10 protein-coding genes are annotated in these 23,526 nt (G+C 67.6%); all 10 read right to left on the bottom strand.

The window, feature by feature from the left end:
• Position 1: 1 nt before the first annotated feature.
• On the bottom strand, positions 2-1,132 hold the full coding sequence (locus BMW54_RS05665; protein ID WP_090053659.1) for a glycosyltransferase family 2 protein: 1,131 nt from the start codon (positions 1,130-1,132) through the stop codon (positions 2-4).
• 25 nt (positions 1,133-1,157) lie between these two features.
• Positions 1,158-7,547, bottom strand: coding sequence for a non-ribosomal peptide synthetase (locus BMW54_RS05660; RefSeq protein ID WP_090053657.1), 6,390 nt, complete (start codon positions 7,545-7,547; stop codon positions 1,158-1,160).
• Positions 7,544-14,185: a type I polyketide synthase gene (locus tag BMW54_RS05655; protein WP_090053655.1), complete on the bottom strand. Its 6,642-nt coding sequence runs from the start codon at positions 14,183-14,185 to the stop codon at positions 7,544-7,546. Before BMW54_RS05655 ends, BMW54_RS05660 begins: the two co-directional genes overlap by 4 nt.
• 296 nt (positions 14,186-14,481) lie before the next feature.
• Positions 14,482-14,685: a hypothetical protein gene (locus tag BMW54_RS05650; protein WP_090053654.1), complete on the bottom strand. Its 204-nt coding sequence runs from the start codon at positions 14,683-14,685 to the stop codon at positions 14,482-14,484.
• 6 nt (positions 14,686-14,691) lie between these two features.
• A complete protein-coding gene (locus tag BMW54_RS05645; protein ID WP_090053652.1) occupies positions 14,692-16,101 on the bottom strand; it encodes a hypothetical protein in 1,410 nt (469 codons plus the stop codon).
• 93 nt (positions 16,102-16,194) lie between these two features.
• Positions 16,195-17,601: a hypothetical protein gene (locus tag BMW54_RS05640; protein WP_090053651.1), complete on the bottom strand. Its 1,407-nt coding sequence runs from the start codon at positions 17,599-17,601 to the stop codon at positions 16,195-16,197.
• A gap of 93 nt (positions 17,602-17,694) precedes the next feature.
• Positions 17,695-19,095: a hypothetical protein gene (locus BMW54_RS05635; RefSeq protein ID WP_090053649.1), complete on the bottom strand. Its 1,401-nt coding sequence runs from the start codon at positions 19,093-19,095 to the stop codon at positions 17,695-17,697.
• Between the two features lie 178 nt (positions 19,096-19,273).
• Positions 19,274-20,650: a hypothetical protein gene (locus BMW54_RS05630; RefSeq protein WP_090053647.1), complete on the bottom strand. Its 1,377-nt coding sequence runs from the start codon at positions 20,648-20,650 to the stop codon at positions 19,274-19,276.
• 288 nt (positions 20,651-20,938) lie between these two features.
• The gene (locus tag BMW54_RS05625; protein WP_090053646.1) at positions 20,939-22,960 is read right to left on the bottom strand and encodes a hypothetical protein; all 2,022 of its coding nucleotides are present in this window, start codon (positions 22,958-22,960) and stop codon (positions 20,939-20,941) included.
• Positions 22,961-23,085: 125 nt separating this feature from the next.
• Positions 23,086-23,526, bottom strand: a 441-nt coding sequence (locus BMW54_RS05620) for a hypothetical protein (protein WP_217642617.1), incomplete at its 5' end; no start/stop codon positions are given.

The following is a 23,526-nucleotide window of genomic DNA, read 5'->3' as shown; positions in this document are numbered from 1 at the left end:
TTCACCATAGATGGAGCCTGCGGTTGCGTGCGAAGGCGAGGAGGGCCTGGGCGGCGAAGAGGTTGAGGTAGAAGAAGGCCACGGCGATGCGCAGCGGCAGCAGGCGACCGAGCGGTGGGCGAAGGCGCGCGACGCCGACGAGCAGCAGGCCGCCGACCAGTCCGCCGAACGCGAGCGCGTACATCGGATGGCGCGTGACGAGGAGGCCGCTGCTGATCGTCAGCGCGACGATGAGCCAGGGCGCCAGCAGGCGCAGCACCTTGTGGCTGACGAAGCGGAACCAGAGCGGGTTCGACCAGGGCGCGAGCAGCCAGGGCGCCAGCTGCATCAGCTGGAAGTTGCCGGCGAGCGTGCGGATCTTCCGGCGCCGTTCGTCCTCGGGCACCTGCGACGGCTGGTCCCACGCCATCGCCCTCGGCTCGAACACGACGCGCTTGCCCTGCGCCGCGACGCGCATCGGGACGAGGACGTCGTCGAGCACGGTGCCCGGCGGCAGCGGACGGAACAAGGAGCGGCGCATCGCGTACAGCGCGCCGCTCACGCCGATCGTGGAGCCGGACAGGCTCTCGGCATGGCGGATCGTCTTTTCGTAGCGCCAGTAGAAGTCCACGCCCTGCGCGAAGCCGGTGCGGACGTTTTCCATGTGCAGCTCGCCGCCCACCGCGCCGACCGTCGGATCGCCGAGGTTCGCCACCAGTTCACGGAGCGCCACGGGAGAGAGGCGTTGCCGGATGTCGGTGAAAAGCAGGACGTCACCGGTCGAGGCCGCCACGGCGTCGTTGAGGCACTCGGCCTTGCCGCGGCGTTCCGGGTGCTCGATCACGGTCAGCCGAGGGTCCGTCGAACGGCGTGCCATCCCGACGGTGCCGTCGCGGCAACCGTCGCAGACGAGGACGATCTCCACGAGTTCCGAGGGGTAGTCGAGCTGGCGCAGGTTGACGAGTTTCGCGCGCAGGTAGCGCTCGCCGTCGTGGACGGCGACGACGATGCTCACGCGCGGCAGGATCGCCTGCCTCGCGACCGGCCGCGGACGCAGCCGTGCCTGGAGCCATACGATCAGCGGATAGCCCACGAAGACGTGGACCAGAAGCAGCGCGGACGTCCAGCAGACGAACCAGGCGATGTGGGTCATGTCGGCGTTCCCCCCGGGCGCCCGCTCAGCCGCGCCCGAGGAGGCGGCTCAAGAGGCCGCGCTTCGGTGCGGCCGTCGGAACGGGCGGTGCGATCGCCAGCTCGGCGGCGAGCGTGCCGAGCGTGCCGTTCGCGATGTCGAGCAGGTTCAGCTGCACGCCGGTGAGCTTCTGCACGCGCGCGGCCATGTCCACGGCGAGGAGCGAATGGCCGCCCACGTCGAAGAAGTTGTCGCTCGTGCGCACGCGCGTCATGCCCAGCAGCTCGGTCCAGACGGACGCGAGCAGCCGCTCGCTCTCGCTGCGTGGCTCCGTCGCTTCCACTGTCGGGCCGCCGTGGCGTGGTTCCGTCGGCGTCGGCAACGCGGCCGTGTCGATCTCGCCGGTCGCGAGCAGCGGAAGCGCGTCGAGCATCACGAGGTGCGCGGGCATCGACCACGCCGGCAGCCACGACGCCAGCGCGGCACGCAGGCCGTCCGCGTCCGGCGGATTGCCCGGCGCCCCGACCGCGTACGCGTCGATGCGCGGAAGACCGTTGGCATCGGTGCGCGCCACGGCGAGCGCGCGCACCACGCCCGCCTGGGCGAGCAGGAGCGTCTCGATCGCCGACGGCTCGACATCGAGGCCGTGACGGCGCAGGCGGCGATCCGCACGGTCGAGCACATGCAGCTGACCGTCGGCGAGCCAGCGGCCGCGGTAGCCGGTGCGCTGCAGCCGGTCGTCGCCCGGCTGGCGTTCGCCGATCGCGCGGTGTCCGAAGGCCATGGCGAGCGTGGAGCCCGCCACGGCGACGTCGCCGGTCGCGCCGATGGGGCAGGGTTCGCCGGCGTCGTCGAGGATCCATAGTTCCGTGCTGGCGACGGGACGCCCTTCGTGCAGCGCGCCGGCGTCGCCGTGCAGGCGGGCGCAGGTCGCCACCGGCGCGGACATCGTGTCGCCGAACAGGGTGAAGAGCGCCTGCGTGGTCGCGGCGAGCCGGGTGGCCAGTTGCGTCGTGGGCGTGCCGCCCTTGGCGACGGCGACGAGGCGATCGTCGCCGTTCCAGCCGTGGTCGATCAGCGCCTGCCAGCTTTCGGGTGTCGCGGCGAGCAGGTCGAGGCCGGTTCCGGCGCCATGCTCGAGACGGTGTTCGTCGTGCACGACCCAGGTGGCACCCTGTGCCAGCGCGAGCAAGGGCTCGATCGCGGACATCGGATCGGAGGCGAGCGCGTCGCCGGAAATGCGCTTGCCCGCCTCGATGCCGAGCGCGTCCGCCAGGCCCTCGACGGTGCCGGCGAGCGCGCGGTGCGACAGCGCGGCGCCACGCGCCCTGCCATCCGGACCGGGAACGTAGAAGGCCACCGCCGGCGTGTCGGGATCCATCGCCGTGCGCGCGAACCCGTCGACGATCGCGCCGTCGAGTTCGGCATGGTCCGCGTCGAGCCACAGCGCGCAGGCGCGCGGCCAGTCCAGGGTCGCTTCGAGCGCCGCGTCGCCGATGAGCACGGTCATGCGCGCGTCGGCGAGGATGTCGCGCAGGCGCGCGGTCGGGTCGGCACGGTCGAGAAGGAGCGCCGTGCCGCCGGTCATCGCGATGGCGAGCAGGCCGGCGATGCGATCGCTGCCGAGCTCGACGCACAGGCCGACCACCTGGCCCGGTGCGGCGCCTCGCTCGCGCAGGAGCACCGCCATGCGCGTCGCGCGGCGGAGCAGCGACGCGTACGTCGTCTCGCGCGAGCCATCGACGACGGCCACCGCGTCGGATGCCACGGCGGCGCCCGCCGCGGCGCCGGCTTCGACCATGGAAACGAGGTCCTCCGGCAGGCGTCCCGTCGCGGCGCCGGCATTCCAGTCGCGCATGCGCTCGCGCTCGGCACGCGTGGCGGCCGTGAGCGAGCCGACGGCGATGGACGGGTTCGCGACGACCGCCTGCATCATGCCGAGGTAACGTTCGCGCATCATGCGTGCCGTGTCCGCGCGCAGGAGGTCGGCGTTGTACGTGACGCCGCCGACCATGCCGGCGTGACCCTCGAGGAACCAGAGGCCCAGGTCCTCCGTGGCGCCGCTCTGGAACAGCAGGATCTGTTCGTGCGCCAGTCCCGCCCAGTCGACCACACGCTGGCGCGCGTCCTGGAACGAGAACAGGGCCTGGTAGAGCGTGGCGCCCGCGCCCTGGCCGACGCGCAGTTCGCGCTGCAGGTATTCCAGCGGCACGTCGGGATGGCCGAAGGCCTCGATCGCCGTGCGCTTCACGTGACGCACGAACTCGAGGAACGACAGGGCGGGATCGACGCTGACGTGCAGCGGCAAGAGGTTGTTGAAGTAGCCCATGACCGATTCGACCTCGGTCTGGTTGCGGCCGCGCACGGGGGTGCCGACCACGAGCTCGTGCTGGCCCGCCGAGCTCGAGAGCATGGCGTAGTACAGCGCGAGCAGCGTCATGTTGAGCGTCGCGTCGGCCTGGCGCGCGACCTCGTGCATGGCGTCGGTCTGTTCGCGCGACACGCGGATCCACTCCGTGCGGCCGAGGCCCGACATGCCGGGGCGCCGCGGATGATCCGTCGGCAGCGCGCGCACATCGCCCATCTGCGCGAGGCGTTCGCGCCAGAACGCCAGCTGCGTCTGGAACGCCGGCGACTCGAGCCACTGCGTGTGCCACTCGGCGAAATCGCCATAGGTGACCGGCAGCGGTGCGAGCGGCGAGGGCTGTCCCGCCGTGAACGCGCGATAGAGTGCGGAAAGCTCGTTGTAGAGGATGTCGAACGACCAGCCGTCCCAGATGATGTGGTGCGGCATGAAGAACAGCGCGTGCTCGGTGTCCGAAAGACGGAACATGCGGGCGCTGAAGAGCGGCGCCCTGCCGAGGTCGAACGGCGTGTCGGTGAGCTCCTGCAGGCGCTGCATCAGGCGCGTCTCGCGCGCATCTTCCGGCAGGTGGCTGAGGTCCTCGGCCGGGAAGAGCGGATACTCGAGGCGAGGTGCGACCACCTGCACGATCTCCTTGCCGGTGTCGTGGAACGACGTCCGGAGGATCGGCTGGCGCTGGATCAGCGCCTGGAAGGCCATGTCGAAGGCCGCCTCGTCGAACGCGCCGCGCAGGCGGTGCGCGGACGGCGCGTTGTACGTCACGCGGCCCGGATGCATGCGCTCCAGTGCCCACAGGCGGCGCTGCATCAGCGAGAGCGGGGCGTGGTCCTGCGCCGCGTCGTCACGATGGCCGATCGGGGCGGTGGCCGGCGCGGTGCCCGTGGCGACCTGCGCACGGATCGCGGCGGCGAGCTGTTCGACCGTCGGTGCGTCGAACAGCGTGCGGAACGAGAGCGTCACGCCGAACTCGCGGTTGAGACGCGCCGTCAGCTGCGCGGCGAGCAGCGAGTGACCACCGAGCGCGAAGAAGTCGTCGCGGATGTCGAGGTCGGGGAGGCTCAGCACCGTTTCCATGGCGGCGGCGACGCGCCGCTCGTCCTCGTTGCGCGGACCGATGCGCTCGCCCGGTGCCGACATCGAGTGGGCGATCGGCGGCGGTAGCGCCTTGCGGTCGATCTTGCCGTTGGGCAGCAGCGGAATCGCGTCGAGCACGAGGATGTGCTGCGGCACCATGTAATCGGGAAGGCGCGCGCGCAAGGCGTTGCGCAGCGAGTCCTCGTCGGGGATCGCGCCGTCGCGGCCCACGACGTAGGCGACGAGGCGGACGTCGCCGGGACGATCCTCGCGGGCCATCGCGACCGCGCGCGCGACCGCCGGCACGTCGGCGAGGACGCTTTCGATCTCGCCCGGTTCGATGCGGTAGCCGCGCACCTTCACCTGGAAATCGAGGCGGCCGAGGTGCTCGAGCAGGCCATTGCTCAGCCAGCGACCGCGGTCGCCGGTGCGGTACATCCGCGAGTCGGGGGCTTCCGACCACGGGTCCGGCACGAACTTCTCGGCCGTGAGTTCGGGACGGTCGAGGTACCCGAGGGTGACGCCGGCGCCGCCGATGTGGATTTCGCCCGGTACGCCCAGGGGGCAATGGTTGCCGCGCTCGTCGAGGATGTGGACCGTGGTGTTCGCGATCGGCCGGCCGATGTAGATGCCTTCGCGCGGATCGGACACCCGCCAGTAGGTGGAGTAGACCGTCGTCTCGGTCGGACCGTAGCCGTTCCACACCTCGCCGCAGCGGTCGAGCAGGGCTTCGGCGAGGTCGACGGGCAGCGGCTCGCCGCCCGACACGGCGCGGAAGGCGGGGCGGCCCTGCCAGCCCGCATCGACCAGCAGCCGCCAGCCGGCCGGCGTCGCCTGCATCATCGTGGCGTCGCTCTCCTCGATCAGGCGGCGCAGCTGGCCGCCGTCGCGCACGTCGTCGCGCCCGGCGACGACGATCTCCGCGCCGCTGGTCAGCGGCAGCAGCAGTTCCATGAACGCGATGTCGAACGACAGGGTGGTGACAGCCACGAGGCGATCGTCGGGTGCGATGCCGGGCACGCGCTGCATGCTGGTGAGGAAGTTGCCGGCCGCGCGATGCGGCACGCGGACGCCCTTCGGGCGCCCGGTCGATCCCGACGTGAAGATCACATAGGCGACCGAATCGGGCGTCGCGGCGCGGCGGTTGCGTTCCGGCCGTTCGAACGAGGCGCGGGCGACCTCGTCGCTGTTCAGCGCGAGGACGCGGCCGGCGTCGAACGCGAACGACAACGGCGCATCGTCGTCGACGACCAGCGCGGCGAGCGCGGCGTCCTGCGCCATGAAGGCGAGGCGATCGGCGGGGAACGCGGGGTCCAGCGGGACGTAGCCCGCGCCGGACTTCAGCACGCCGAGGACGGCGGCGACCATGTCGACGCCGCGGCCCAGCGACAGGCCGACGAGCTGGCCGTGACCGACGCCACGCGCGCGAAGCGCGTTGGCGATGCGATTGGCGCGCGACTCGAGTGCCGCATAGGTGAGGGCGCGGTCGGCGTGGCGCACGGCGGCGCGATCGGGCGCGCGGTCGGCCTGCTGCTCGAAGTACTCGTGCGCGAGGCGCAGTTCGGGGAACGGCGTGGGGGCCGGCTGCAGCGCCGCGAGCTCGCGGTACACGGCGTCGGACACCAGCGGCAGCGACAGCGCCTGTTCCGCCGGATCGATCGCCGCTTCGCGCAGCAGCGTCGCGTAGGCGTCGAGCCAGCCCTGCACGGTGGCCCCGTCGAAGAGGTCGGCGTTGTACTGGCATTCCAGCCGCAGACCGCCATCGACCTGCACCGCGTTGACGAAGAGTTCGAAGTTCTCGTACTCGCGCGGTACCGCTTCGAGGTCGAAGCGCAGCCCGGGGAAGGTCACGGTGGATTCGTCGAGCTGGGCATCGAGATTGAACAGCACCGCGACCAGGGGCAGGCGCGACGGGTCGCGCGCGATCGCGAGGCGCGCGAGCAGGCTGCCGAGCGTGTAGCGCTGGTGGTCGAAGGCGTCGAGCAGGTCGTTGCGAACGTTGCCGAGCACGCTGGCGAACGTCGCCGTCCCGGCGATCGACGCGCGCAGCGGCAGCACGTTCACGGCGTGGCCGACGACGTTGTCGAGGCCTTCCGCCGCCTGGCCGGCGGTGGGGATGCCGATCACGACGTCGTCCTGTCCGGCGATGCGGCGGAGCAGGATCGCGAAGCCCGTGAGGAGCGTCGCGTAGAAGCTCGCTCCGTGGGAGGCGCCGAGACGTTTGATCCCGGCGACTTCCACGGCATCGAGCGTGCGGTCTTCGCGCCGTGAGGTGAACGTCCGACGGCGGGGACGGGAGCGGTCCGTAGGGAGGTCGAGTACGGGGACCGGGCCGGCGAACCGGTCGAGCCAGTACGTTTCGTCCTCCCGGGCCGTCTCGCTGCCGGCGTGTGCAGCCTCGGCCAACGCGAAGTTCGAGAACGCGCCCGCCGCGGCGGGGCCTTCGCCCTTGCCCGTGCGCTGCGCGTAAAGGGCGGCGAGATCGCGGACGATCACGCCGAACGACCAGCCGTCGCACACGATGTGGTGCGCGGCGATCGTCAGCAGGTGGCGGTCGTGGCCCAGGCGGAACAGCTCCGCGCGGACGAGCGGGCCGTTCTCCAGGTCGAACGGCGTGGTCACGATGCGCGAGTACGCCGCCATGATGCGTGCGTCGCTCTCGAACGGCGCGAGCAGCGAGACGTCGTGGAACGCGATCGGCAGCGTGGCGTGTTCGGCGACGAACATGCCTTCGCCGTCGCCGGCGAACGTGGCGCGCAGGGCTTCGTGGCGATCCACGACGCCCTGCAGGGCCCATTCGAGGGCCGGCACGTCGAGCAAGCCCTTGAGGGTGAGCGCGATCGCCTCGTTGTACGCCAGCGAGGCTTCCGGCTCCAGCCGGGATGCCAGCCACACCTCGCGTTGCGCGGCCGTCGTCGGCACGAGGCGCGCGAGCGGCGCGCCGGCGAACGGGTCGTAGTCGACCGCCGTGGCGGCGGCCAGCTCGTTGGGCGTCATGCGGTAACCCTCAGGTACTTGCCCGGCGCATCCGGGTTGGGAACGAACCACGCGGGCCGGCCTTCGGGATCCTTGCCCAGGCGGGCGCCCGGCACGGGCGGCTGGCTGGCGTCGAAGGTGGCGGCCTCGCGGCGGCGCGGCAGGAATTCGGCTTCCTGCATTTCGAGGATGGATTCACGGAACGCGGTGGCGATGGCGGCGAAGTCGGCGTCGCTGTGCGCGGTCGTGAAGAAGCAGGGGAAGTTGTCCAGGATATGGATGCCGCGGCTGCGCATCATCGCGAAGAGCAGGTCCTGCAGCGGATGGTCCTCGGTGAAGCTCGTCTTCCACACGGAAGCGAAGTGGACGACGTGCACCGGCGCGCCCACGCTCTCGCAGAAGGCGTTGAGCTCGTCGGCCATCGCGCTGACCTTCGCGTTGAGCGAGGCCTGCAGCGCGGGCCCCTGTTCGGCCAGATGGTTCAGCACCGCGTGCGCCGCCGCGAGGGCCAGCGGGTGACGCACGAACGTGCCGGCGAAATACGTGACGCCGACCGTCGGCGTCGAGTCGTCGCCGAACTGCCAGTGGCCACCGTCCAGCGCATCCATGAAGCGGCGCTTGCCGGCGATCACGCCGATGGGGAACCCACCGCCGACCACCTTGCCGTACGAGGCCATGTCGGCGTCGATGCCGAGCACTTCCTGCGCACCGCGCGGATGGGCGCGGAAGCCCGTGACCACTTCGTCGAAGATCAGCAGCGAGCCGGCCTCCTCGGTGATCGCGCGCAGCTCGCGCAGGAATTCGACGGGCTGGAAGTCCGGGCGGCGGCTCTGCACCGGTTCCACCAGCACGGCGGCGATGGAGGAGGCGCGCTCGCGGATGATGGCCAGCGCTTCCGGGGTGCCGTAGTCGAGCACGAGGACGTGCTCGGACGTGTTGCGCAGGATGCCCGGCGCGGCCGGCACCGAGGTCAGTTTCTTCGTGCCGCGCACGATCACTTCGTCGAAGATGCCGTGGTACGAGCCGGTGAAGATCACCAGCGTGTCGCGGCCGGTGACGGTGCGGGCGACGCGCACGCAACCCATCACGGCCTCCGAGCCGGTGTTGCACAGCGCGGCGCGGTCGAAGCCGGTCATGTCGCAGACCTGCTTCGCGACGACGCCGGCCAGCGGATGCTGCGGACCGATCTCGTAGCCGGCCTCCAGCTGGTCGCGCACCGTGTCGAGCACGAAGTCGGGCTGCCAGCCGAACAGGTTCATGCCGAAGCCGTTGAGCGCGTCGACGTAGGCGTTGCCGTCGAGGTCCCACACCTTCGAACCCTTGGAGCGTTCGATCACGATCTGGTAGACGATTTCCTTCAGGAGCGGCCGGAAGCCGTTGACCACGCGCGGATCGGCGAGGTGCGCGCGGTGTTCCGTCGTGTACGCCTTGGACGCCTTCGTGCGCTCGATGTAGCGGCGCATGAAGGCGTCCAGCCGCGCGCGCTGTCGCGAGGTCAGGTCGGTGTTCGCGTGGTGGATGCGCGCGATGGCGCCGAAGGCCTTCTTCACGTCGTAGGTGGTGTGGGCGAGGGCGGCTTCCTCGTCATTGGCGGCCGTGAGGCCGGCCGGTGCCGTCGCCGCTTCGCCGACGCTGCCGGCGCCCGTCGGCGAGGCCGGCGGAGCGGTGTTCGCGGTCGCCACGGGCTGGGGCGCGGGAGCGGCGGCTCCCGCCAGCAACGCCAACTGTTCCCGCATGATCTGCATCTGTTGCGCGATCACGTCCTGGACCAGTCCGCCACCGGCGGCGATCGCCGCCGGTGCCGCCGCCGCGACCGGTGCGGCCGGGGCCGCCGTCGCGGGCGCCGCCGGCTGGGCTTCAGCCGGCAACAGGCGATCGATGTGCGCCGCGAGCCGTTCGAACGACGAGCAGCCGTCCATCAGTTCGCGGAAGGTGATCTTGAGTGCGTAAGTCTTCTGCAGCTGCAGCGCGACCTGGGTGAGCGAGAGCGAATCGAGTCCGAGTTCCACGAAGTTCGCGGACGGGTCGACGCCTTCGAGCTCGGCGCCGGAAACATCCTCGAACAGAGCGACGAGTTCGCCGGCGAGGCGCTTCGGGCGATCGGTGGCAGGAGCGGAAGGCATCGGCATGGGGGACTCCGGAACGACGGCAGGGGTGGTGGCGGACGGCACGACCGGCGCGGCGACGCTGGCGATGGGCGTGACGGACGCGGGCAGGCGGGCGTCGATCCAGTGCCGCTTGCGCTCGAAGGGATAGGTGGGCAGGCGCACGTGGCGGCGGTTCTCGCGATGGTCGAAGGCGTCGGTCGCGACGGTGACGCCCGCCGACCACAGCGCACCGGCGGCGCCCAGCCAGGCGGCGCGTTCGTCGCCGGCCCCGTCGCCGAGCGAGGCGACGATGGTCCGGCCACGGCTCTGCGAGTGCTGGCGAGCCAGCAGGGCGAGGCTCGGACGCGGGCCGACCTCGAGGAACGCGTGATGGCCGTCGTCGAGCGCGTGCAGCAGCGCCGGCGAGAAGCGGACGGTGTGGCGCAGGTGGCGCGTCCAGTAGTCGGGCGACATGGCCTCCGCCGCCGTGAGGCCGACACCGGTGAGCGTCGAGATGATCGGCGTGGAAGGCGCGGCGAGCGCGACCTGCGCGACTTCGGCGCGGAAGGCCTCGAGCACAGGATCCATCATCGCGGAGTGGAAGGCGTGCGAGGTGTGCAGGACGCGGCATGCGACACCCTCGGCCTCGAGGGTCGCGCGGAAGGCGTCGACGTCGTCCGTGGCCCCCGAGACGACGCTGGCGTTCGGGGCGTTCTCGGCGGCCAGGGAAAGAACGTCCGGGAGCCGCGCGCGCAGTTCCGCGGCGCCCAGACGAACGGAAAGCATCGATCCCGCGGGCAGCGCCTGCATCATCCGGCCGCGGCGTGCGACCAGCCTGGCGGCATTGGCGAGCGGCATGACGCCAGCCAGCGCGGCGGCGGTGAACTCGCCCACACTGTGGCCGATCATGGCGACCGGCGTCACGCCGAGACTCATCCAGAGGCGTGCCAGTGCGTACTCGAGCGCGAACGTCGCCGGCTGGGTCAGGGCGGTGGCCTTGAGCGCATCCGCATCGTCCGTGAACATCCGGTCGCGCAGGTCGAAGCCGAGTTCGTCGAGCAGGGCGCAGGCGACCTCGTCGAGCGCGGTACGGAAGACGGGTTCGGTGGCGTGCAGCTCGCGCCCCATGCCGGCGTACTGCGAGCCCTGTCCGGGGAAGAGGAAGACCACACCCGGCGCGGGGCTGGTGCACGTGCGGCACGTCGCCGCCGCGGCGATGTCGCGCAGCTTCGCGACCGCGTCGCTCCCCGAAAGCGCCACCACATGCGTGCGCTGGGTGAAGGCCTTGCGGCCGCGCGCCAGCGTCCACGCGGTGTCCGCGAGGTTGCCTTCCGGATGCGCGGCGAGGTGATCGGCCAGGCGCGCGGCGGCGTCGCCGAGCGCGCTGGGCGTGCGGGCCGAGAGCAGGAGCAGCTGCGCGCCGGTCGCGACGTCGGACGGTGCGCGCTCCGGCGCCTCCTCGAGAATGATGTGGGCATTGGTGCCGCCAACGCCGAAGGAGCTCACGCCCGCGCGCAGCGGGCCGCCGGCGGTCTGCCACGGACGCAGCGTGTCGTTCACCACGAACGGCGACTCCGCGAGGTTGAGGCGCGGATTGGCGGCGCGGAAGTGCAGCGAGGGCGGCAGGCGGCGCTCGCACAGGGCCAGGGCGGTCTTGATGACGCCGGCCGCGCCGGCCGCCATCACGAGGTGGCCGACGTTGCTCTTGAGCGAGCCGAGCGCGCAGAAGCCGATATCGTCCGTGTGCTGGCGGAACGCCGCGGTGAGTCCTTCGAGCTCGATGGGATCGCCGAGCGGCGTGGCCGTGCCGTGAGCTTCCACGTAGGAGATGTCGCGCGGCGACACGCCGGCATCCTCCAGCGCCATCGCGATCACCGCCGCCTGTCCGGCCGCGTTCGGCGCGGTGAAGCTGGCCTTGACCGCGCCATCGTTGTTCACCGCGGCGCCGCGGATCACGGCGTAGACCGGATCGCCGTCGCGCAGCGCGTCGGAAAGACGCTTGAGCAGCACGACGGCGGCGCCGTCGCTGAACACGGTGCCCTGCGCGTCGACGTCGAACGTGCGCGTGTGGCCATCCGGGGACAGCATCGAGCCTTCCTGCGACACGTAACCGCTGTTCGGCGGGCAGGCGATCGACGAGCCGCCAGCGAGAGCCATGCCGCAGCGGCCCGCGCGCAGCGCGTCGAAGGCCTGCGCGATCGCGACGGCCGACGTGGAGCACGCCGTGTTGAGGCTGATCGCCGGGCCGGTGAGGTTGAGTTTGTGCGCGACGCGCGTGGCGAGGTAATCCTTCTCGTTGCCGAGCATCACCTGGAACGCCCCGAGCTTCTCGATGAGGTCGGGACGGCCGCTGATGTGCTTCTGGAAATACGTGGCGTTGTGCATGCCGCCGAACACGCCGACCGGCGTGTCCTGGCCGTCGGGCACGTAGCCGGCGCGCTCCATGCACTCCCAGCACAGTTCGAGGAACAGGCGCTGCTGCGGATCCGTGAGTTCCGCTTCGCGGGGCGACATGCCGAAGAAACCGGCGTCGAACTGCTCCACGCCGTCGACGACGCCGCGTGCGGCGACGTATCCCGGTTCGTCGCGCTCGGCCTGGCCGATCGCGGGATCGAGTTCGCCAGGCGCGAAGAAGCGGATCGATTCGCGGCCGGCGCAGAGGTTGTCCCAGAAGGTCTCAACGTCCGGCGCACCGGGGAAACGGCCGGCCATGGCGATGATCGCCACCGGCTCCCCCGCCGCCGGCGCGCCGCCCGCCGGGCGCCCTGCCAGGACCCCACGGGTGGCGCGCCCCTCGATCGTGGCCGCCACGGCGGCCGGGGTCGGCTGCGCGAAGAAACCGACGAGCGTGGGTACCGGCGACACGTCCTCGTGCACCCGCGCCATGGCGCGCGTGGCAAGGATCGACGTGCCGCCGAGATCGAAGAAGTTGTCGTCCCGGCCGACCTCGGCCATGCCGAGCACCTCGGCGAAGATCGCGCAGACACGCGTCTCGATCGCGCCGCGCGGCGCGACGTACGGCGCGGCGAGTTCGGGGCGCGCGCCGTCCGGGTGGGGAAGGGCGCGACGGTCGAGCTTGCCGTTGTCGTTGATCGGGAGCGCGTCGAGGCGCATCCATGCGACGGGCAGCATGTACTCGGGCAGGGTGCGCGCCAGCGCGTCGCGCAGGGCGCGCGCGTTGACGCCGTCGTCGTGCGTGACGTAGTAGGCGACCAGCCGCTTCTCGCCGGGCGCGTCCTCGCGTGCGACGACGGCCGCCGCGTCGACACCGGGCAGGGCACGCAGCGCCATGTCGATCTCGCCGGTCTCGATGCGGTAACCGCGGATCTTCACCTGGCCGTCGGCGCGGCCGACGAAGGCGAGGTTGCCGTCGGGCAGCCAGTGCACGAGGTCGCCGGTGCGGTAACGCGTGCCGCCGGCGACGAAGCGCTCCGCCGTGAGTTCCGGGCGGTTGAGGTAACCGCGCGCGACGCCGCTGCCGCCGATGAACAGCTCGCCGGTTTCGCCGGGTGCCACTTCGTTGCCCTCGGCGTCCAGCACGTGCAACGAGGTCTCCCCGATCGGACGACCGATGGGCACCGGCCGGTCTTCCGGCAGGTTGCGCGGGATCGGATAGGTCGTCGCGAACGTGGTGCATTCGGTCGGACCGTAGCCGTTGATGAGCGTCGTGTCGGGCAGGGCCGCATAGGCCTTGCGCACGTGCGGCACCGAGAGCGCCTCGCCGCCGGTGAGCACGGTGCGAAGACCGGCGAGGTTCGTCGCGTCGTCGTCCACGATCGCGTTGAACAGCGCGGCGGTCAGCCAGGCGACCTGCGCGTCGTGCCTCGCGACGGTGCGTGCGATACCGCAACCGGTGGGCACGCGCTCCAGGTAGACGACGCACGTACCGCCGTTGAGCAGGGGCGCGAATATCTCGAACGTCGACGCGTCGAAACCGAGCGGCGCGGCGTGAAGCACCTTCGGCGCATCGAAGTCGATGTAATCGGAGCGCAGGACGAGTCGCAGGATCGACGCGTGCCGGATCTCGACGCCCTTGGGCACGCCCGTCGATCCGGAGGTGTACATGCAATACGCAAGATCGCCGCCGCCTTGGCCGGCGCCCTCCTGTGGGAGCGCGCTCGCGCGCGAACGGGTGCTCGCGACAAGCTCCCCGAACGAGCCGCCTTCGAGCCCGGCGAGCGTGAACGTCGGCACATCGTCGGCATCGAAGGCCAACCCGTCGTCGATCACCACCGCCGCCACATCCGCGTCGTTCAGGGCGAACGCGACGCGCTCGGCGGGCCAGCGCGTATCGATGGGCAGATAGGCGGCACCCGCCTTCAGCACGCCGAACAGCGTCACGATCGCCTCGACCGACCGCTCCATCAGCATCGCGACATAGCTGCCATGCTCCACGCCCGCCGCGGCCAGCGACGCGGCGACGCGATCGCTGCGCGCGTCGAGCTCGGCGTAGCTGAGCGTCGCGGTATCGGAAACGACGGCGACGCGTGCCGGCCAGGCCTTCGCCACCTCGGCGAACCGGTCATGGACGGTGGATGCGTCGTGTCGCGCGGCGGTTGCTGCGTCGTTCATCGTGTGGCCTCGTACCCGTTGGGAGCGCGCGAGGGCATAGGCCGAACGGCCGAGGCGGCGACGCGCCGGCCGGGCGACGCGGTTCGCGCATCGTCCTGGCCACCCCGCTTGCCACCCCTGCCACCGCCACGACCCGCCATGTCCCCGGCTTTCATGCGATCCCCCTGTCCTTCGCGCGAGGGCCGGACGGCCTCTCACGCCTTGGTGATCTTTATAAGCCGGGGGTCGGGGTCGGCATATACAACTGGCGCGCTAGCCGGGGGTGGGCGAATGGCCGAGGTGGCCGCAGGAGGACGTCAGTCGATGACGATCCGGTCGTAGTAGAGCGTGGCATTCGCGGGCATGACCACGCGGAAGTGCGAGAAGTACTCCTGCGTACCACCGAGGTCTCCCGCGGCATCCCACGTGACGATCTGAGACAGGTCGTCGATGCGGATGGTCCTCAGCCCGGTGGCGCGGAGCGTGAGCCGGACTCGGTTGACCTGAACACGGACGGTCACGCGTTTCTACTCGATGGCGATTTCGTCGATGAAGACAGGTACCCAGCCTAATGATGGCGTGAACTGCATCGAAATGTGGATGAAGGCGAGGCGCTCTCCCGGCAGTGGCATCTGCTCCAGTGCAGCGAACGTCATGACGTGTTCCAGTTCGGTGCTTGTAAAGGTATGCGTTATCGGGCCAACTATCCGCAGGGAGTCGGCTTCGCGACCCGAATCCTCAATCGCGTTCGTCGTATTTGAATAGGCGAGCATCGCCTTCACGTAATAAAGATGGTCTCCAGTCGCGCGTTCCCTACGAATTTTCACTGACACCTTGTTGTTCGGGGTGACGAGTCCGCGAGGCGTGAGGTGCACGAGATAGTTGGACAGTGAACTCGTGTCCTGCATGCGGGAGAAACGTAGAGTTCGACGCTGCGGGTCGGTCGGGTATGGTGTCACCGCGATGGCGCACGTGTCACCGGCTATGCTCCAGTTGCCGGCGTCGAAGCGGCGGTCGTGCTCTTCCATGGGCCAGTGCGCGAAGTCTTCGATCAAGGGGGTCGATAGCTCCCTCCACCTCGAACCCGTCCATACCTTGATGTTGTCGATGTAAAGGCGTGGATGAGCGTTGCTAGTGAACTCGAAAGATCGTATCCCCGTGCTCGAGCCGGCCCAAAGGGTGTTGTTCTGAACCAGAGGCTGACGGACGATCTCGCCACCTGCGCTGTCGTGCGCGACGATCTCAACGGAGTTGGGAGGGTTCACCATGCTGACATCGAGGCGCGGAATCGGATAATCGAGCACGAGACGGGTGTTCGCCAGAGTGGGGCCGGCCCAGCAGTCGATGACGCCACTATTCACGGTAACAGTTTGGCTGCCGTAGAGGTTGTAAAGCGTGGCGAAACGAAGCGTGTAAGGCTGATCCTTCCGAACGTAGATATAAAGCGATTTGTACTGATCCAGGGATTCGTAAACGTACTCGATCCCGGCCCATCCGGTATCCGGACCTTCACGCCGGAGCGTATAGGCAGCCGAAGTGAATCGCTTCGCTGTCGCCAGCTCGCCGCCGCCGAACGCGATCGCGAGTTCGATGTCGAAGGACGTCCCGTCAGCCAGGTCTTCGAGCCATGCCCGTGGCAGCGGCAAATGCAGCGTGGCCGGTCCAGTTACCAGGGCATCATCGGCGACGACGTATTTCTCCGTCCCGGCGATCGCGGTGAGCCAATAGCGCTGGCCGGCGGCCATCAGCGGCCAGGCGTCGACGTGGAGGGTCGCGTTGCCTTCGAACGTGCCAAGGTCGACGACCCGGTCGTCGTCGGCTTCGGCGATCGTCGGCGGTGCCACCCCGATGTCGCCGTCCTCGATGTCACCGATCGAAAGTTGCAGCGGTAGTGAGATCTGCGATCCGCGTGCGAAGGCGGCGTGTTGAGCGGTCATGGTGGACATCCTTGTCGGTTGATCGGGGCGCGACGGCGCATGGATGGCCGCGGACCTGAGCGACGAGCGGCAGCGTTGGCGGCTGCATGGCTTCTACTTGATCGCGATCTCGTCGATGAAGACGGGTGGCCATCCCGTCGTTCTCACAAATTCCATCCGGACGCAGATGAAGGCGAGGTGCTCGCCCGGCAACGGCATCTGGTCGAGGGCGGAGAAGGTTATGACGTGTTCGAGTTCGGTGCTTGAGAAGGCGTGGACAAGCGGGCCAATTGTTCGCAGCGTGTCTGGCTCGTCCTGCGTCGTGACCCTTGAATACGCAAGCACCGTACGCAGATAAGCAACGCGGTTGCCAGTCGCGCTTTCCCTGCGAACTTTGACCGAGACCTCATGCGTCGGGGTGACGAGTCCGCGAGGCGTGAGGTGAACGAGATAGTTGGGCAGTGAACTCGTGTCCTGCATGCGGGAGAATCGCAGGGTGTGACGCTGCGGATCGGTCGGGTACGGCACTACCGCGATCGTGCAGGTGTCGCCAGCGATGCTCCAGTTGCCGACGTCGAGGCGGCGGTCGTGCTCTTCGTCGGGCCACCCGTCGAAATTTTCAACCATCGGGGTCGGGAGCTCCTTCCAGGTCGAGCCTGTCCATACCTTGATGTTGTCGATCGAAATGTTCGCAACGTAGTCGCCGGACTGCAGAAGTTCGAACGAACGGATGCCCGTGCTCGAACCTGCCCAAAGGGTGTTGTTCTGGACCAGGTCCTGCCGGACGATCTCCTTGCCGGCGCTGTCGTATGCGACGATCACGGCGGGAGGTGAGGGGGGTCTCGCCACGCTGAAGCCAAGGCGCGGAATCGCGTAATCGAGGACAATGCGCAGGTACGGCTCTGTGCGGCTGATGCGGCAGTTGATGCCGTAATCATGCACGGAAATATCCACGACGCCATGGAGGTTGTAGATCGTGGCGAACCGAAGCGTGTACGGCTGACCTTCCCTGATGGGGTCTATAGCGAATGGTTTGTACTGGTCGAAGGGTTCGAAGATGTATTCGATCCCGGTCCAGCCTTTGGCTACCGTGCCGAGACGAAGCATATAGGCAGCCGAGGTGAATCGTTTGGCTGTCGTAAGCTCGCCGCCACCGAACGCGATCGCGAGTTCGATGTCGAAGGACGCGCCGTCAGCCAGGTCTTCGAGCCATGCCCGTGGCAGAGGCAGATCCAGCGTGGCCGGTTCAGTTACCAGGGCACCATCGGCGACGACGTATTTCTCCGTCCCGGCGATCGCGGTGAGCCAATAGCGCTGGCCGGCGGCCATCAGCGGCCAGGCGTCCACATGGACGGTCGCGTTGCCTTCGAACGTGCCGAGGTCGACGACCCGGTCGTCGTCGGCTTCGGCGATCGTCGGCGGTGCAACGCCGTTGTCGGCGTCCTCGATGTCACCGATCGAAAGTTGCAGCGGTAGTGAGATCTGCGATCCGCGTGCGGAGGCGGCGTGTTGAGCAGTCATGATGGACATCCTTGTCGGTTGATCGGGGCGCGACGGCGCGTGGGTAACCGCTGACCTGGGCGACGAGCGGCAGCGTTGGCGGCTGCATGGCTTCTACTTGATCGCGATCTCGTCGATGAAGACGGGTGCCCATCCCGTCGCTGTCGCAAATTGCATCCGAACGCAGATGTAGGCGAGGTGCTCGCCCGGCAACGGCATCTGGTCGAGGGCGGAGAAGGTTATGACGTGTTCGAGTTCGGTATTCGCAAAGGTGTGCCTTAGCGGGCCGACTGTTCGCAGGGTATCCGACTCGCCCTGTTCCGGGAGGGTCGAATAGGCAAGTATGGTGTTCAAGTAAGCGACGTGGTTGCCAGTCGCGCTTTCCCTGCGAACTTTGACCGACACCTCATGCGTCGGGGTGACGAGCCCGCGAGGTGTGAGGTGAACGAGATAGTTGGGCAGTAAACTCGGGTCCTGCATGCGGGAGAATCGCAGGGTGCGACGCTGCGGATCGGTCGGGTACGGCACCACCGCGATCGTGCAGGTGTCACCGGCGATGCTCCAGTTGCCCACGTCGAGGCGGCGGTCGTGCTCTTCCACGGGCCACCCGTCGAAATTTTCAACCATCGGGGTGGGAAGATCCTTCCACGTCGAGCCCGTCCATATCCTGAAGTCATCCAGTCGCAGGCGCCCGACCCCGTCAGTACTGATCAACTCGAAAGAGCGGATGCCGGTGCTCGAGCCGGCCCAAAGGGTGTTGTTCTGGACCAGGGGCTGCCGGACGATTTCCCCGCCGGCGTTGTCGTACGCGACGATCTCAAGGGGAGGGGCGGAAATGCCCGGGACGCTAAAGTCAATGCGCGGGACTGGGTAATCGAGGATGAGACGGGTGTGAGGCGTTGATGCGACGCGGCAATCGATGCCGTTATCGTACACGGAAACGTCAAATCCGCTGGCTAAGTTGTAAAACGTGGCGAAGCGAAGCGTGTACGGCTGACCCTTCCTGATGGGATGGATCGGTAACGGCCCGTATTGGTCCAGGGGTTCGAAAATGTACTCCAGTCCGGTCCAGCCTTTGGCTACCGTGCCGAGACGAAGCATATAGGCAGCCGAGGTGAATCGTTTGGCCGTCGTAAGCTCGCCGCCGCCGAACGCGATCGCGAGTTCGATGTCGAAGGACGCCCCGTCAGCCAGGCCTTCGAGCCATGCCCGTGGCAGCGGCAGATCCAGCGTGGCCGGTCCAGTTACCAGGGCACCATCGGCGACGACGTATGTCTCCGTCCCGGCGATCGCGGTGAGCCAATAGCGCTGGCCGGCCGCCATCAGCGGCCAGGCGTCGACGTGGACGGTCGCGTTGCCTTCTAACGTGCCGAGGTCGACGACCCGGTCGTCGTCGGCTTCGACGATCGTCGGCGGTGCCACGCCGTTGTCGCCGTCCTCGACGTCACCGATCGAAAGTTGCAGCGGTAGTGAGATCTGCGATCCGCGTCCGGAGGCGGCGTGTTGAGCGGTCATGGTGGACATCCTTGTCGGTTGATCGGGGCGCGACGGCGCGTGGGTGACCGCTGACCTGGGCGACGAGCGACGAGCGACGAGCGACGAGCGACGGGTAGCGGCGGCGTTCGTGACGGTCTGGTGTCTTTTGCATAGGACGTGATGAGACTGGTGGTCGATAGCTCCGCTCGCTGCGTTGTCACTCGACGACGATGTCGTCGAGATATAGCGGCGTCCAACGAATTGCGCTGAACTGTAGGCGCATGCTCACGGAGGCTAGATGCTCTCCGGGCAACGGCATTGCCTCGAGTCCCTCGCAATCGATCGGCAGCTCAAGTTCCGTACCCAGGGAATACCTTTTGTACAGGAACGAGCGTTGCGTCTGATCCGCTGTTTTTCCATCGCTAACGGCGACCGTTATCTCGTTGAGATTCCCGACGATCTCTCGTCTAAATCTCAAGCCAATCCGTCGTAGTGGCGCTGCAAAGACACCGCGCGGCGCCAAGTGGATTCTGCCGACTTGGCCCGGTAGATAATCGCCACTTTTTGAGATTCGCAGTGTGCGGAGTTCGGGGTTGTCAGGCTGCGGAACAATCTCGAAGGCGCATCGGTCGCCAGTAATGGTCCAGTCGCGCGTTTCCAGGAGCCTCTCGCTTCCGCCCAGGGCCGCGCCCTCGAATGGATTTCCCGATGGAGTCGGTATGTTCCTCCAGATCGCTCCGGTCCAGACCCGTATATCGGTGAGATAGGTCTGGCTCCAAAGTAACTTGCTTACCACTACGGTTTTAATACCTTTCTCGGAGCTGGCATGGAGAACATTATTGTTTACGAGAGGTTGGTGAATGATCTGGAGTCCACCGCTGTCGAAGGCGGAAATTTCAGCATCGCTTGCCGGTGCAACGGCGCGCATCTCGAAGCGCGTCGCAGGATGGTTGAGGGCAATGTGAACCGGGCCCCCGTCATTTCCCGACATTTCTATGCCTTTATCGCTAACCCTTACGTTCAGAGTGGTGGCGTGGTTCTCTATCTTTCCGACGCGAAGCTGATAGGGAACATCATGGTAGATGTCGGACGCAGCGGTGATGAAGTAGTACTGGCCGAAGTCCTCTACTATATGAGCAAGGTTTCCCCAGTTCGTGCCCGGTGCTTCGGCGACAATGACATATCCGAGTGACGAAAATGTGCGCTCGGACGCATCATCCTCAGGGTCGAAGATGATCCTCAGTTCAGCGATCATGGTCGTTCGGTCGGCGAGGCCTTCGAGCCAGGCTCGCTCGATCGGATGGTCGAGGCCGCCAGGCGTGAAGATCGGTTCTCCGTCGACGATGACATGCTCCTCCGTCCCGGCGATCGCGGTAAGCCAATAGCGCTGGCCGGCGGCCATCAGCGGCCAGGCGTCGACGTGGACGGTTGCGTTGCCTTCGAACGTGCCCAGGTCGACGACCCGGTCGTCGTCGGCTTCGACGATCGTCGGCGGTGCAACGCCGTTGTCGGCGTCCTCGATGTCACCGATCGAAAGTTGCAGCGGTAGTGAGGTCTGGGGTGCGCGTGCGGAGGCGGCGTGTTCGGTGATCATGCTGGACATCCTTTTTTGGTCGATCGGTGTACGACATCCCTTGTGCGGTCGTGGTCCTGAACGGTGCTCGAGGCATGACGGGCCCTGTTCCGGAAACGATCGGTGACCGGCTGTGCATGTCATCGATCACCATGCAACTGAGGTCGTGGCTGGTGCGTTCGTAACACTTGAGCTTGCGGCAATCGGACTTCCCGTTCGTTCGCCCGCTGCGTGGTTACGGAACGTGTGGCCCTTCTTCCGCTGGAATCAGGCGTTTCCGGTGTTCAGCCGGACTGACTCAAGTGCGATCTATCCCAGGATATACGCGAGCACAGCGTTGTCTCCGCTATCGGATCCTCTTATCCAGAGACTTCCGCCGTCGGCCATGGAAATGACACGCACCGCGCAGTTTGGCCCTTCAGTGTTTAGAAGGGCACCCTGCGCACCGACGAAGTTGTATAGCTCCCACCGATATGGAGGTGCGCCGCCTGACGCGTTCAGATAGTAGGTGCCTCCAGCCACGCCCGCTTGATACAGCGGCAGCACGTCGAAGGTCGGTGTGTGCGCGGTCACGGTGAGAGCCATTTCCGCGCGCACATTTCTTGCGTCGGTCACGCTGACATGAGTTGTCCCCGCTGCGACAGCGGTACCGGATCCTTGGGTAGATAGCGTCGCGATTGCCGTATTAGCGGACGCGAAGGTATAGGGCACGTTACCGCCTTCCGCGCTATAGCTGAGATTGTCGCCCACGTTCGCGGAGGACGGGCCATTGATCGCCAATGGTGCAGGTTTTTTGAGGCTGTACGCGCGCAGGGGAAACGGTGTAGCGTTTGTCAAGTCGCCATGAGCGAAGTTGACATTGAGCGTCAGCGAGAATACGGAACCATCCTTCCACGACTCGATACGTGTACGGCTGATGTCGATTCGCAATCCATCATCTACTTCTGCGTGCGTTACGGGCGCACCATCCCGCGCCACGAAGTGATCCAGCTGCCCATCCTCGCGTGAAGCGTCGATGACGAGCCAGACCGTTTGGCCCTCCGAGATCAGCGACCACGGCTGGACGGTCGTCTGCGCGTCGCCATCGAAGGTTGACAAGTCGAGCAACTGGTCTGCGTCGGCCTGCGGGATCAGCGGTGAAGGCAGGCGCCGGTCACCAGGGGAGATGGTGCCGACGATCAGGGGGCGTGGTTCCGACACGTGGCTTGATCGAAGAGATTCCATTCGTTTCGCGAGCATAGCGACATTTCCTTGTTGATCGACGGTGGCGACACGCTCCGTCTTCGATAGGTCGGCGCTGACTGGCGAGTGGTCTCCCGATGCCGACTTGGTCGACGATGACAGAGCATTGGGGTTCCGCGGTGCAGTTCCCTGTTCGTCGAGTGACGACGGCGCGTGTGTGACCGCTGACCTGGGCGACGAGCGACGGGCAGCGACGGCGTTGACGGCGGTCTGGGATCTTCCCGAGTAGGTCGTAATGACACCGACGTCGAACTGCGACCTGGCGTCGTCCAGGTACACGCCCACGGTGTTGGAATTCCCGAAGTCGTCGACGCGGATCACGCCGACGGGTCCGTCGGCGACAAGCACGGTGGCGTGCTGACCTGCCTCGAGATAGAGCGACCATCGATAGGGAGGCACGCCGCCCGACGCGCTGAACTCGTACCGCACGCCCGTCGTCGCACCTTCATAATAGTCCGGCGTCATGTCGGGCTTCGTGGGCGCGGCGACGTTCAGCGAAAGCGACGTCGACGAGCCTGCCGTATCCGTGGCGGTTATGGCGGCCGTGCCCGCCGACACGGCCCTTCCGGTGCCCTGGGCAGAGAGCGTTGCAACCGCTGCGTTGCCGGTAGCGAACGAGTAAGGCGGCACGCCATCCTGCGCGCCATAGGTCAACGTATCGCCCACGGTGGCCGACGTGGGGCCGGTGATGGTCAAGGGCGGTAACGAGACGCGCTTCAGCCGATAGGTCCGGGGAGGGAACAGCAGAGCGCCGGTCTCGTCGCCCTCCCGAAGGTTTGCCTTGAACGTGACGATGACGCTGGTGCCGTCCTGCCACGTCTCGATACGAGACCGATCGAACTCGAGTTCCAGGCCGTCGTCGACCTCGGCAGGCGTGACGGCGGCGCCATCGCGCAAGACGAGGTGATCCGCCATTCCATCCTCGCGCGTGCCGTCGACCGCCAGCCAGCAGGTCTGGCCCTCCGCGATCAGCGGCCACGGTGCGACAGTGGCCCGTGGATCGCCGTCGAGCGTCGATAGATCGAGCACATCTCCGGACCCTGCCTCCGCGATGGCGGGTCTGGGCAGGCGGCCGTCGCCCTGCGCCATGGCGCCAACCGAAAGCGATAGTGGATGCGAAACGCGATCGGCGGGACGTAAGGGGAGACGTCTTGTGGCCATGGTGGCGGATCTCGTGGTGGGACCGTCGGCTGAACTCATCGTCGCGACGGCGTTCACGTGGCTTCCGGCACAAGCGCGGATCGGCTCTCTGACGTCACCGAATAGGTGACGTCCACCGTCGTCCCGAGCACCTTCGCGACCTCGCCCGCCGGGATGGTGAATGTCATGTCGGGGACCGCGTCCTCCTCCGTCGTGTCGAAACCGCCGAAGTGCACGATGACTTTGTCGCCAGGCTCGAAAGCGACGGTGTCCGGTATACGGACCGTGATGCCGTTCACCGCGTCGAAGGGATCGAGCGCATCGTCGGGTGCCTCGTCGACGGTCGGGGCCGGAAGCTCCTGTGCTGCCGCACCGATGGTGAAGGTCGCCTCCTCCGAGTACAGGGTTTCGGTGGTGCGCAGCACCTTGTAGGCGAAGGTCATGCTACCGCCGTCGTTGGCGACGAGGCTGGGCTTGGGCATGTAGAAGTGCACGTCGCGTCCGACGTGGTAGGT

Origin of the sequence: Luteibacter sp. 329MFSha (assembly GCF_900111665.1) — a bacterium.
GTDB lineage: Bacteria > Pseudomonadota > Gammaproteobacteria > Xanthomonadales > Rhodanobacteraceae > Luteibacter.
Note: the sequence above shows the minus strand (reverse complement) of the source record. Positions and strands in the feature narration are given on the sequence as shown.

What these genes read in the sequence shown, in the direction of transcription:
- BMW54_RS05640 (WP_090053651.1), bottom strand. Translation starts at nt 17,601, where the DNA reads ATGACTGCTCAACACGCCGCCTCCGCACGCGGATCGCAGATCTCACTA.
- BMW54_RS05645 (WP_090053652.1), bottom strand. Translation starts at nt 16,101, where the DNA reads ATGACCGCTCAACACGCCGCCTTCGCACGCGGATCGCAGATCTCACTA.
- BMW54_RS05655 (WP_090053655.1), bottom strand. Translation starts at nt 14,185, where the DNA reads ATGAACGACGCAGCAACCGCCGCGCGACACGACGCATCCACCGTCCAT.
- BMW54_RS05630 (WP_090053647.1), bottom strand. Translation starts at nt 20,650, where the DNA reads ATGATCACCGAACACGCCGCCTCCGCACGCGCACCCCAGACCTCACTA.
- BMW54_RS05635 (WP_090053649.1), bottom strand. Translation starts at nt 19,095, where the DNA reads ATGACCGCTCAACACGCCGCCTCCGGACGCGGATCGCAGATCTCACTA.
- BMW54_RS05660 (WP_090053657.1), bottom strand. Translation starts at nt 7,547, where the DNA reads ATGACGCCCAACGAGCTGGCCGCCGCCACGGCGGTCGACTACGACCCG.
- BMW54_RS05665 (WP_090053659.1), bottom strand. Translation starts at nt 1,132, where the DNA reads ATGACCCACATCGCCTGGTTCGTCTGCTGGACGTCCGCGCTGCTTCTG.
- BMW54_RS05625 (WP_090053646.1), bottom strand. Translation starts at nt 22,960, where the DNA reads ATGGCGCAGGGCGACGGCCGCCTGCCCAGACCCGCCATCGCGGAGGCA.